Here is a 12,298-nt window from a genome sequence, read left to right on the forward strand (position 1 = left end):
GGCAGACGATCTTACATTGAATAGCCGGGCTTTTTGATCAGCTCGTCCAGCTTGGGTCCTATTTCGGTATCCCAGACCTGCGCTTTCCAGTCCTCGGGATTCACCTGGTTCAACGCCACCGACACTGAACTGTCTTTACTGTTGAAATGGCGAATAATCACCTCGGCAATATCCGCCGCCAGGGCGTTTTTTTGTTCGTCGTTCAAATCACGGGGAAAACATTTGATATCTACGTGTGGCATGTGCAGGCTTCCGGTTGTGAATGAGGGTTCCACGTTATCAGATAATATTGTTTGCCTTTAACACCTTGTGCAGTTCCGGCAGCTGGCATACGGTGTCCGCAATGGCCGTCAGCTTCGGCGTATTTTCCGCAAACCAGGCGTGACGAGGCCCCCAGGTACGCGCCACGGTAATATACACATCCAGCAGCGTCAGCCGTTCACCCAGCGCAAACGGGGCCGCCCTGAGCTGGTTTTCGAACCACAAATAGAGAGATTTCCGGTACTCAATGCAGTTTTTCTGCAGCTGTTCCGGTGCGTCCGGCACCCAGCGTTCGGGATAATCTGCATACGTGAAGGTGGGATAGACGTTCGCCACAAACCAGATGAGCAGACGCTGAAACTGCTGACGTTCAGCCTGACCCACGGGCGGAGCCAGATCGGGACAACGGTCGAGCACCATCAGGGCTATTGCCGCCGTTTCGGTCATGATCGCGCCATTTTCCAGCTCCAGCGTCGGCACCTGACACAGCGGGTTCAGTTTTTGCAGTAACTCACGCTGCGGACCAGGTTGGTCAAACCCGTCCACGTTGATAAAGTGATAGGGAATATCTGCCAGGGTCAGCATCACTTCACTGATTGCCGAGCCCCAGCCGGGTACGCCATAAAGTTTAATCATTTTGCCCCCTCAGGAGTGAAAATCCTAAGTGTAGAGCACCATTAGTAGGTTATCCCAGGCGGGTTGACCTCCGATTGTTCCACCGCCTCGCCCTGCTCCCCCCAGCGCGCCAGCACTTTCTGGTACTCTCCGCGCTCAATCGCACCGTTGAGCGCGGCCTGCAGGGCATAAACCAGTTGATTGCCTTTTTTGGTCGTGGTGGCGACATAAGCTTTCTTCGGCCCCAAACCGACCACGCGGGTATTGCCGGTCAGCGCCGCTTTATACGCCGAGACCGACTGCGGCCCGAAGAACACATCCGCCCTGCCGGACTGGATGTAAAGATTGCCTGAGGCATCGTCGTGGAGATAAACCGGCAACGCAGGCTCGCGTCCGGCCTTTTTGTTCTCCTCGTTCCAGCCCAGCAGAATACGTTCCTGATTGGTGCCCGAGCCGACAATCACTTTTTTACCCGCCAGGTCTTCCGCACGTTTAATCGACTGGATATCACTGGTCGACTTCACCGAAAACGCCAGCGAGTCGACGCGGTAGGTGGCGAAATCAAACTTCTCTTTACGCTGTTCGGTCACCGCAATGTTCACCAGCGCCACGTCGTAACGCCCGGAGGCGATCCCCAGCGGCCAGTCTTCCCACGCCGTCGGCACCAGCTTCAGCTTCAGCCCCAGACTGCCCGCCAGCAGGCGGGCGATATCCGGGTCGCTGCCAATCCGTGTGCGGTTATCGCTGGCCAGCAGCGCCAGCGGCGGGGAGTTCAGCATCGAGATGGCAACCGTCAGCGTTCCCGGCTCAACAAATTTATAACTGGCGGGGATCTTCGCCACAGCCTGCCGATCCACCGTCACCGGCAGCGGCTGCTCGTTGGCTTTTAAATCAATGCTGGCGTGGCTGGCGGCTGAAAAGATCAGCCCCGCCAGAAGTCCATATTTCATTGTCGCTCCTTACAGCACTTTAGAGAGGAACTGGCGCGTTCGCGGGTGCGACGGACGGTTTAACACCTCGTCGCTGCTGCCCTGCTCGACAATTTTTCCGTCGACCATAAACACCACCTGATCCGCCACCTCCCGGGCAAAGCCGATCTCGTGGGTGACCACCACCAGCGTGGTGCCGGATCGGGCCAGCTTCTTGATCACATCCAGCACTTCACCCACCAGCTCCGGATCGAGGGCCGAGGTGGGTTCATCAAACAGCATCACCCGAGGCCGCAGCGCCAGCGCGCGGGCAATGGCAATGCGCTGCTGCTGGCCGCCGGAAAGATGGCGGGACCAGGCGTCCGCTTTATCCCGCAGCCCCACCACATCCAGCAGGCTGTAGGCCCTTTCCACCGCCTCTTTCTTGCTGAGTTTTTTATGCGCGACCGGCGCTTCTATCAGGTTTTCCAGCACCGTGAGGTGCGGAAAGAGATTGAAGTTCTGAAACACATAGCCCACGTTGACCCGCTGCTTAAGGATCTCCTTCTCTTTCAGTTCAAAGAGTTTGTCGCCCTGACGGCGATAGCCAATGTAGTCGCCGTCAATCTGGATAAAACCTTCGTCGACGCGCTCCAGATGGTTAATGGTGCGCAGCAGCGTCGATTTGCCCGACCCGGATGGCCCGAGGATCACCGTCACGGACCCTGGCGGGATCTCAAGCGTGACGTTGTCGAGGGCTTTATGGCGACCGAAATATTTACTGACGCCGGTAATCGAGATATGTCCTTCAGGAGAGGCTGGCATGGACGGGCTCCTGTGCTGGCGTGGCGGTGACAGAACGGCTACGCCGGGTGGCGCGGTTCTGGTTAACGGCAGAACGGCGTTCGCTACGGGCAAGAGCGCGTTCGACACCGTACTGGATAGCGGACAAGACGGTGGTAATCACCAGGTACCAGGCGGCCCCAACCATCAACAGCGGGATCACCTCCTGGGTGCGGTTGTAGATCATCTGAATGGTATAAAACAGCTCCGGCATCGCCAGGACGTACACCATCGCCGTGCCCTTGGCGAGGCTGATGATCTCATTGAATCCCGACGGCAGAATGGTGCGCAGCGCCTGGGGTAAAATGATGCGCACCGTACGACGCCAGGCCGGCAGGCCGAGCGCGGCAGCCGCCTCATACTGCCCGTGATCAACGCCGAGGAAGCCGCCGCGAATAATTTCGGCGGTATAGGCGCTCTGTACCAGCGTCAGCCCCACCACCGCGGTGGAGAACTGCCCCAGCACGTTGATGGTTTCAAAGCTGCCCCAGGTGATGCCGGTGAACGGCACGCCGAGCGAGAGCGTGTCGTAGAGATAGGAAAAGTTGTACAGGATGATCAGCACCACGATCAGCGGCAGCGACCGGAAAAGCCAGATGTAGGCCCACGCCAGGCTGCTCAACAGCCAGGACGACGAGAGTCGCGCCAGGGCCAGCATGCCGCCAAACACGACGCTCAGCGCGGTGCCGATCAGCGTCAGCAGCAGGGTCTGGCCGACACCGTCGAGGATCACCGGGTCGAAGAACCAGCGGGCGAACACGCCCCATTCCCAGCGCGGGTTAAAGGCCACGGACTGAATCACGACCGCCAGGACAAACAGCGCCACCGCGGCGCCAACGGTCCGCAGCGGATAACGCGCCGGGACCACCTTTATGGTTTCAACGTTTCTCATCGTCGTTCCTCATGCGGTTTTACTGAACGCTTCGCGTACCAGCGTTTTGGTGAAACGCAACCGACCATCAAACGGCGGCTGGCTATACTCTTCCGGATCCCGGTTCAGATCGAACTGCGGCTGATAGCCCTGGCTGAGATAGAGCCGGACCGCTTCCGGCTGGCGAAAACCGGTGGTCAGGTAGATCTGGCTATACCCCGCCAGCACCGCCCTGCGCTCCAGCTCCTGCACCACTCGCCCGGCAAGTCCCTGCTGACGCAGGGATTTATTGGTCCAGATACGCTTAATCTCTGCGGTCCGTTCGTCATAGGGCTTGTAAGCGCCGGTGGCGATAATTTCCCCGTCACGTTCCAGGACGATAAACAGTCCCTGCGGCGCTAAATACCATTCCGTCAGCTCCACTTCCGCATCTTTAGAGAAGTAGTCCCCGTAACGGGCGGCATATTCCCCGAACAGCCCCTCGATGATGGGCTGGAGTTCGGCATCTTCGGGCGAGACATCACGAAATTGTTCGCGCATAGCGCCTCCTTAATCACCCAGGCCAGCCGGGTTCACTTCTGACTGAGGAATGCGCTCAACCCCTTCCCCCCAGCGGTTCAGCACTTTGTCGTAATCGCCGTTTTTGATCACGCCGTTCAGCGCGATTTGTACCGGCTCAACCAGCCCGCTGCCTTTTTTCAGCGTCACCGCGATATGCGCCGCCTTCGGCCAGCCGCCGTCGACGCTACCCACCAGTTTGGTTTTGCCGTTCAGCGCCGCTTTCCATGCGCCAATCACGTTCGGACCAAAGTAGGCATCCGCACGCCCGGACTGCAGCGCCAGGGTTTGAGCCGCATCATCTTTGGTGTAGATCGGGGTAAAGGGTTTCAGCCCCTTCTTCAGGTTTTCCGCGTTCCATGCCAGCAGGATGGACTCCTGGTTGGTGCCGGAGCCCACGATAATCCGCAGCCCGGCGATGTCTTCCGCCTTCTGCAGCGAGGTAATAGGACTGGTGGACTTCACGTAGAAACCGAGGGAGTCTTTCCGGTAGGTGGCAAAATCAAATTTCTGTTTGCGTTCTTTGGTGACGGTGATATTGCTGATGGCCGCATCGTATTTGCCGGAGGCGACCCCCAGCGGCCAGTCTTCCCACGAGGTGGGCACCACGTTCAGCTCAAGCCCGAGGCTATCCGCCACCAGACGAGCAACGTCGACCTCGCTGCCCAACAGCGTTTTGTTGTCATCGGAAAACACCGTCAGCGGCGGCTGGTTGAGCCCCGCCACCGCCACGGTAAATTTTCCCGGTACGGCAAAGCGATAGTCTTTCGGCAACCGGGCTATGGCATCGCCGTTTTTGGCGGTGTTGATCGGCGTTTTATTGGCCTCGATGCTCACGCCGGTGCCGTTAATGTTCACATTCTCTGCCCAGACGGCAGGGGTAAAGGCTAGCGCGAGCGCCAGAATAAGCGATGTTTTCTGCATAGCGGTGTTCTCTTTATTGTTGTGTGAAGTGATTTTTCGGTTGGTCAAGACCCAGGCTTTCGCGCAGCGTGGTGCCCGGATAGTCGGTGCGGAACAGGCCGCGCGCCTGCAGAACCGGCACGACCTGATCCACAAAGCGCGGGAAGGTGTCCGGCGTGCCGCCCTGAATGATGAAGCCGTCGGCGGCATAGCCTTCAAACCAGGCCTGCAGTCCGTCGGCCACCTCTTCCGGCGTACCGGAAAAGCGTGGACGCGGCGAAGCGGCTTCCAGCGCCACCTGACGCAGGGTTAAGTTGCGCTCGCGGGCGTTACGCTTGATCTCATCGGTGGTGCTGCGGAAGCTGTTTTTGCCTAAGTCGCCGATATCCGGGAACGGTTCGTCGAGCGGATACTGGCTGAAATCATGATGTTCGAAATAACGCCCGAGGTAATTAAGGGCATCATTAATCGACACCAGCGCCGCCGTGGTTTGATACTGGTTTTCCACGTCATCGGCATCTTTTCCCACAATCACGCTGACGCCCTGGAATATATGCAAATCCGACGGGCGGCGGCCGTGAGTTTCCAGCTGCTGTTTCACGTCGCGGTAAAAGGCTTTTGCCTCGTCGAGGGTTTCATGGTGGGTGAAAATGGCGTCGGCATGTTTCGCCGCCAGTTTTTTCCCGTCGTCCGACGCGCCGGCCTGAAAGACAATCGGACGTCCCTGCGGGGTACGGCCAATATTCAGCGGTCCGGCGACCTGGAAGAAATCACCACGGTGATCCAGGGTGTGCAGTTTTGCCGGGTCAAAGAACTGACCGCTCTCTTTGTTGCGCACAAAGGCATCTCCTTCCCAGGAGTCCCACAGCCCTTTCACCACGTCGAGATACTCGTCGGCAATCCGGTAGCGCAGCGCATGTTCAGGGTGTTTTTCGCGGGAGAAGTTCTTCGCCGAACCTTCCAGCGGCGAGGTCACCACGTTCCAGCCCGCGCGGCCATTGCTCAGATGGTCGAGGCTGGCGAACTGGCGGGCCGTGGTAAAGGGCTCGCTGTAGGAGGTGGATAAGGTTCCCACCAGCCCCAGGCGCGAGGTGATGCTTGCCAGCGCAGATAACACCGTTAACGGTTCAAAGCGGTTTAAAAAATGCGGGATCGATTTTTCGTTAATATAAAGACCGTCGGCAACGAATAAGAAATCGAGTTTGCCCTCTTCCGCCTTTAATGCCGTCGCTTTGACGAAATCAAAATTGATACTGGCATCGGCGATGGCCTCAGGGTGGCGCCAGGCGGACATATTCCCGGATGCACCATGCAAAATGGTCCCGAGCCGCAGTTGACGATGTGCAGACATATTCACCTCTTCAGAATTAAACGTGTTGCAGGGCTTTTTCCGCAAGCTGTGCAAAATAGCGGGCAGCGGGCTCGATTAATGCTTCGTCCGGATTAAACGCCGGGTGATGTAAACCGTGCGCACTGTTGCTGCCAATGCTGACAAACGCGCCGGGTATGGACTGCAGATAGACCGCGAAATCTTCCCCGCCCATGTGTAACTCGGCGTGCCGGGTTTCATAGCCCGCCTCCCGGGCAACTGAGGTGGCAAATGCCGCCCAGCGTTCGTCATTGACCAGTGCGGTGGGTCCAGCATACCAGGTAATATCAATCTGCGCGCTGAAGGCGCTGGCAAACCCGGCGGCAATCTCGCCCACGCGGGCTTTCACGTTCTGCTGTACTTCCGTGCGATGGGTACGCAGCGTGCCTTCCAGCTCGACGCTTTCCGGCAGCACGTTCCAGGTGTTGCCGCCCGCAATGCGCGTCACGCTCAGCACCACGGAATCCAGCGTGTTGACGTTGCGGCTGGCGACGCTTTGCAGCGCCGTTACCAGCTGGCTCGCCAGCACGATGGCATCGTTACCTTCATGCGGACGTGCGGCATGCGCGCCTTTACCGGTAATGCGAATCACAAAGCGGTCGACGTTGGCATAGAACGGCCCGCCGCGGGTGGCGAATTCACCGACCGGCAGGCCGGGCTCGTTATGCATACCGAAAATCGCGCTGACATCCCGCAGGGCACCGGCCCGCACCATGCTCTTCGCGCCGCCAAAGTTCTCTTCGGCAGGCTGAAACAGGATCCGCACCCGGCCGTTAAGCGAAGCTTCCCGCTCTTTCAGTTTTAACGCCGCACCGAGGATCACGCTGGTGTGGATGTCATGTCCGCAGGCGTGCATTACCCCTGCCTGCTGCGAGCTAAACGGCACGCCGCTACGCTCTTCAATCGGCAGGGCATCGATATCTGCGCGCAGCGCAATCAGCTTGTTGCCGGAACCAATTTCCGCCACCAGCCCGGTCGGCAGATCGTAAGGCAACGGCGTAATGCCCGCCGTTGTCAGCCACTGGCGCAGGCGTGCGGTGGTTTCGACTTCCTGGCCGGACAGTTCCGGGTTCTGGTGCAGCTCGCGACGCCAGGCAATCAGTTGTTCGCCAAAGCTCATAAGGTAACCTCCCTGTTAAGACGGGTCTCGGCCAGCAAACGCAGCGACGCCACGCGCGTGGCGCCCTCTGCTACCGGGGTATCAATAATAAATTCGTCAATGCCCCACGTTTCATGGAGGGCGTTAAGGTGTTCAAGCACGGATTCCGCCGTGCCCGCCAGCAGAGATTGCGCCCGACGCGCAATGCGTACCGGCTCACTCCCTGCCTGACGCGCAAAGGCGTAAGCCTGCTCTTCGCTGGCCACGGTGACGCGCTGGCCGTTGGCCAGCTCAACGCCCCACACTTCCACCTTCTGCGCCAGCGCGTCAGCTTCGGCCTGCGTCGGTGCCACAATCACCTGCACCGCTACAATCACATCGCGGACGCTGTTTTCACGCCAGGTAGCGATCACCTCACGCAGCAGATCCGGATCGCCATTCAGGTGCGCGGCAAAAACAAAGTGCCAGTCGAGGCTGGCGGCCAGCAGCGCGCTTTCGCGACTCGCGCCGAGCAGAAAACCCTGCGCAGGCGACGGCGGCAGCGGCGTGGCCAGAACGGCTTCCGCCGTTGACTGATGCTCAGGACGGATCCAGCGGTCGAGCTGGGCCAGCTGTTCGGCAAAACTGCCCTTTTCCGGTTGATTCAGACCCTGTTGCAGCGCGCGGGTCGAGAGCGGCAGACCGCCCGGTGCTTTTCCGACGCCAAGATCCACGCGGCCTGGCGCCAGCGCGGCCAGAACGTTGAAGTTCTCGGCAACTTTATACGGGCTGTAGTGCTGAAGCATCACGCCGCCGGAACCGACGCGAATGCGCGAGGTTTGCCCGAGGATCCAGGCAATCAGCAGCTCCGGTGAGGGGCTGGCAAGTTGGGGAGTGTTGTGGTGTTCGGCAATCCAGAAGCGGTGATAGCCCAGATTTTCTGCCTGCTGCGCCAGCGCCAGGGTACGCGCCAGTGCATCGGCAGCCGTTTCGTGTTCAGCGATGGGGCTTTTATCCAGAATGCTGATTCGCCATGACATGTTGCGTTCTCGTTTGACTTAACATGTCGACATTATTAAAGGCGTATTTCACCACTGAGAAACAATTAATTTACATTTAGTTTGCCGGAAAACAGATATATAAAACCACGCTAAGAATATGTCTTCAGAGAGGCAATCAACGCATCCACCTGACTGCGGCGGGTAATACGGACAAAGCGAATGTGCGCGTAGCGCGGATTTTGCAGATCGGCTTCATAACGCCTGCGGTTGTTGCGCCAGGTTTTTATCGTCCAGATGATAATGGATTCTCTGCTCAGGAACGCGCGGCGAAAACTCTCCTTATTCCCCGTGCCGGGCCAAAGTTCCCGTTTATGCCTGGCCCGTTTGATGGCCCTGGTAACGGCCTGATACAGCGTGCGGGTAAACCCATAATCGACCCACACCACAACATCGACATGGCGCCATTTAACCGGTCGCGTGCGGTTATAGTTACCGTCAAGCACCCAGTCTGGCGACGCCTGCAGCGCCTGCTCCAGCGTTTCCTGAAACACGTCGTCCGGGGTTCCCTGCCAGTCAGGGCGCCAGTAGAGTCGGTCCATCTCGATACAGGGAATGTCCAGCTCAGCCGCAATCTGCTTCGCCAGCGTGCTTTTTCCACTTCCGCTGGTTCCGATGACATTAATTTTCACACTCCCTCCATTCTGTTTACGAAAGCTGCCCAAAGCATAGCGTTTTCATCCTGTTAACTGAACGTTATTTCAGCATGGCGTCGGCCATGTAAAAACCTGAGCCTGAACACGTTCATGGTTCTACGGTGGCCAAAATCTATACCACCTGGTAACTATTAAGCGGTACTGATGATTAAAGCAGCATATCGCTGACGGTTTTGACTAAAAACTCACCACGATTCAGCGTGTTGTGATCCCCGTCTGCTCTGACCACACGATTTCCTTCGACGTGCATCACTTTCGGCACGGTTATATTTTGCGTCGCTTATGAATTGCAGGTAGGATGCCTCGCCATGTTTCGCCTTATCCATACGCAGAATGACTGGGAAGGCGACATGTGTTTGCGCAGAAGCAATCGTTTGTATTGCATTCTGCCAGGCAGGACTATCACGATAATGGTTCAGACAGGCAAACAGGTAACTCAATGAAAACAAGCAATAAAAGCGCAGCCGATCATCATGCTGCTAAACGTCGCTGGTTGAACTCCCACGAAGAGGGCTACCACAAAGCGATGGGCAACCGTCAGGTTCAAATGATCGCCATCGGCGGCGCTATCGGAACGGGTCTGTTTTTAGGTGCGGGTGCACGTCTGCAGATGGCTGGCCCGGCTCTCGCCCTGGTCTATCTGGTGTGCGGGATCTTCTCTTTCTTCATTCTTCGCGCGCTGGGCGAACTGGTACTGCATCGCCCTTCCAGCGGAAGCTTCGTCTCCTACGCCCGTGAATTCCTCGGTGAAAAAGCGGCCTACGTGGCGGGCTGGATGTATTTCGTCAACTGGGCGATGACCGGTATCGTCGACATCACTGCGGTTGCGCTGTATATGCACTACTGGGGCGCGTTCGGCGATGTGCCGCAGTGGGTCTTTGCGCTTGGCGCGCTGGCCATTGTCGGCACCATGAACATGATCGGCGTGAAGTGGTTCGCGGAGATGGAGTTCTGGTTTGCGCTGGTCAAAGTGCTGGCCATCGTGGTGTTCCTGGTGGTGGGTACCGTCTTCCTCGGCAGCGGTAAACCGCTGGATGGCAATGCCACCGGCTTCCACCTGATAACCGATAACGGCGGTTTCTTCCCGCACGGTCTGCTGCCTGCGCTGGTGCTGGTTCAGGGCGTGGTGTTCGCCTTTGCCTCCATCGAGCTGGTGGGTACCGCAGCAGGTGAATGTAAAGATCCGCAGACGATGGTGCCAAAGGCCATCAACAGTGTGATCTGGCGTATCGGTCTGTTTTACGTCGGTTCCGTGGTCCTGCTGGTTCTGCTGCTGCCGTGGAACGCCTATCAGGCGGGTCAGAGTCCGTTCGTGACCTTCTTCTCTAAGCTGGGCGTGCCTTACGTTGGCAGTATCATGAACATTGTGGTGCTGACGGCGGCGCTCTCGAGCCTGAACTCCGGTCTGTACTCTACCGGCCGTATCCTGCGCTCCATGTCGATGGGCGGTTCTGCACCGAAGTTCATGTCGAAGATGAGCAAGCAGCACGTGCCGTACGCCGGTATTCTGGCCACGCTGGTGGTCTACGTCTTCGGCGTGTTCCTGAACTACCTGGTCCCGTCTCAGGTCTTCGAAATCGTGCTGAACGTGGCCGCACTCGGGATCATCGCCTCCTGGGGCTTTATCGTGGTCTGCCAGATGCGTCTGCGTAAAGCGATCAAAGAAGGGAAAGCCGCTGACGTTAGCTTTAAGCTGCCTGGCGCACCGGTGACCTCCTGGCTCACCCTGCTCTTCCTGTTCAGCGTGCTGGTGCTGATGGCGTTCGACTACCCGAACGGCACCTACACCATCGCGACCATTCCGCTGCTGGCCGTGCTGCTGATTGCTGGCTGGTTTGGCGTGCGTAAACGCGTTCACGAGATCCACAGCACCGCGCCGGTTCATCCTGATGATGAAAAACACGACGCGCCGCTGGTAGAAGAGACCTCGCGTTAATACGCAGTCAACAAAAAGGGAAGGCATTTAGCCTTCCCTTTTTTTATTACAACGCGATACGAATCACATCGTCAGGCTGGGTGGCTTCCTGCTGACGGGTGGATTTCTGTTTCACCGTCACGTACAGGGCTTTGCCATCCGCTGAGAGCGCCAGGCTGTTCGGGTAGACCGGCGTGTCGATGGTTTTGGTGACCTTATACGATTTGGCGTCAATCACGCTCACCTTACCGGCTTCACGGTGCGTCACATAAACTTCATTGCGGGCCGGGTTAAACAGGACGGCCAGCGATTCCGGCGCGGCGATTTTGTCGATCACGCTGCCCTCTTTCAGGCTCACCACCAGCACTTCCGGCTGTTTTGAATCGGTCAGGAATGCGCGCTGACCGGCAGTGTCGAGGCTCAGATTCAGGTAGAAGTGCTCTTTGCCGTCATCCTGCACCTTTTTACGGCTGATAATTTTATTGCTGGCCGTATCAATCGTCACCAGCTCGCCGTCCGCATTGGTGGTATAGAGACGTTTCGCCTGCGCGTCCAGCGCCAGGCCGGTGCTGTAGGTCCCGGTATTGGCAATGGTCGCTTTCAGCTTCAGCGTGGCGCCATCCACCACCCAGACGACGCTCTCTTTCCCCACGCCCGTGATGTACACGGTGTTCGTGCTGTCATCGGCCACCAGCTGGCGCGGCTGCAGTGGCTTAACGGTGTCACTACGCTGACGCCCATCCAGCACCAGCCGCCCTTTTACATCGCCCGTTTTCGCATCGATGGCCGTTACCGCACCGTTGATAGTGTTGCCCAACCACAGCGTCTGGGTCGCCTTATCAAGAGTGGCACCAAAAGGTTTGAGATCGCTGTGAATCGCCTGCGTCACGTCCAGCGTAACCGGATCGAGGCGATAGACAACGCCGCCCTTGTCGGTTTTACGGCTTTGCGACGTCGCGACCCACAGGGCATTTTCCTGCTGGCTCACCGCCATTTCATACGCCCCTTTGCCCACGGCTTTACGCAGCACCTCTTCGGCGGCATGAACCTGGAACGTTCCGGCAAGCAGTAACGTGGCTGAAAGCAGTGACAGGCTCAGGCGCGGTGAGCACAGATGACGTAAAGACATAACAATTCCTTTTCTGAAATGAGGGGTTCAGCTGACATCGCTTCCGGCAGGCAACGTCATGGCATTGCCTTTTGATAATGAGAATAGTAATCATTAATGAATCAAATGTGGAGATTTTCTTTCCCGCTTCGCCT

The 12,298-nt window shown here is 57.9% G+C and carries 11 protein-coding genes and 1 pseudogene; 1 reads left to right on the plus strand and 11 read right to left on the minus strand.

Annotated features, from left to right (window positions below):
* Positions 1-11: 11 nt before the first annotated feature.
* From pptA to C1N69_RS11800, 10 genes and pseudogenes are all read right to left on the minus strand, one after another.
* A complete protein-coding gene (gene pptA / locus C1N69_RS11750; RefSeq protein WP_025760198.1) occupies positions 12-242 on the minus strand; it encodes a tautomerase PptA in 231 nt (76 codons plus the stop codon).
* A 37-nt stretch (positions 243-279) separates the two neighbouring features.
* Positions 280-897, minus strand: a complete 618-nt coding sequence (locus C1N69_RS11755; protein WP_025760199.1) for a glutathione S-transferase family protein — start codon at positions 895-897, stop codon at positions 280-282.
* A 41-nt stretch (positions 898-938) separates the two neighbouring features.
* The gene (locus C1N69_RS11760; RefSeq protein WP_155031246.1) at positions 939-1,826 is read right to left on the minus strand and encodes an ABC transporter substrate-binding protein; all 888 of its coding nucleotides are present in this window, start codon (positions 1,824-1,826) and stop codon (positions 939-941) included.
* A gap of 9 nt (positions 1,827-1,835) precedes the next feature.
* Positions 1,836-2,609, minus strand: coding sequence for an amino acid ABC transporter ATP-binding protein (locus C1N69_RS11765; RefSeq protein ID WP_045285033.1), 774 nt, complete (start codon positions 2,607-2,609; stop codon positions 1,836-1,838).
* Positions 2,593-3,519, minus strand: coding sequence for an amino acid ABC transporter permease (locus C1N69_RS11770; RefSeq protein WP_155031247.1), 927 nt, complete (start codon positions 3,517-3,519; stop codon positions 2,593-2,595). The genes C1N69_RS11765 and C1N69_RS11770 overlap by 17 nt, the downstream gene beginning before the upstream one ends.
* 9 nt (positions 3,520-3,528) lie before the next feature.
* Positions 3,529-4,038, minus strand: a complete 510-nt coding sequence (locus tag C1N69_RS11775) for a GNAT family N-acetyltransferase (protein WP_045285035.1) — start codon at positions 4,036-4,038, stop codon at positions 3,529-3,531.
* A gap of 9 nt (positions 4,039-4,047) precedes the next feature.
* Positions 4,048-6,310: pseudogene (locus tag C1N69_RS22925) on the minus strand (NtaA/DmoA family FMN-dependent monooxygenase).
* A gap of 16 nt (positions 6,311-6,326) precedes the next feature.
* Positions 6,327-7,448 carry an amidohydrolase gene (locus C1N69_RS11790; protein WP_155031249.1) on the minus strand — a complete coding sequence of 374 codons (1,122 nt, stop codon included), beginning with the start codon at positions 7,446-7,448 and terminating at the stop codon, positions 6,327-6,329.
* Entirely contained in the window at positions 7,445-8,446 is a 1,002-nt protein-coding gene (locus C1N69_RS11795) for an MsnO8 family LLM class oxidoreductase (protein WP_155031250.1), read from the minus strand. The genes C1N69_RS11790 and C1N69_RS11795 overlap by 4 nt, the downstream gene beginning before the upstream one ends.
* Positions 8,447-8,556: 110 nt before the next feature.
* Positions 8,557-9,096 carry an AAA family ATPase gene (locus C1N69_RS11800; protein WP_155031251.1) on the minus strand — a complete coding sequence of 180 codons (540 nt, stop codon included), beginning with the start codon at positions 9,094-9,096 and terminating at the stop codon, positions 8,557-8,559.
* Between the two features lie 463 nt (positions 9,097-9,559).
* Between C1N69_RS11800 and ansP the strand changes: the two genes are divergently transcribed.
* Complete coding sequence (gene ansP, locus C1N69_RS11805; protein WP_008501774.1) at positions 9,560-11,056, plus strand: L-asparagine permease; 1,497 nt, start codon at positions 9,560-9,562, stop codon at positions 11,054-11,056.
* 46 nt (positions 11,057-11,102) lie between these two features.
* Here ansP and yncE read toward each other — a convergent pair whose 3' ends face one another.
* Complete coding sequence (gene yncE / locus C1N69_RS11810; RefSeq protein WP_155031252.1) at positions 11,103-12,164, minus strand: 7-bladed beta-propeller protein YncE; 1,062 nt, start codon at positions 12,162-12,164, stop codon at positions 11,103-11,105.
* Positions 12,165-12,298 lie beyond the last annotated feature (134 nt).

The organism is Enterobacter sichuanensis (assembly GCF_009036245.1).
Classification (GTDB): domain Bacteria; phylum Pseudomonadota; class Gammaproteobacteria; order Enterobacterales; family Enterobacteriaceae; genus Enterobacter; species Enterobacter sichuanensis.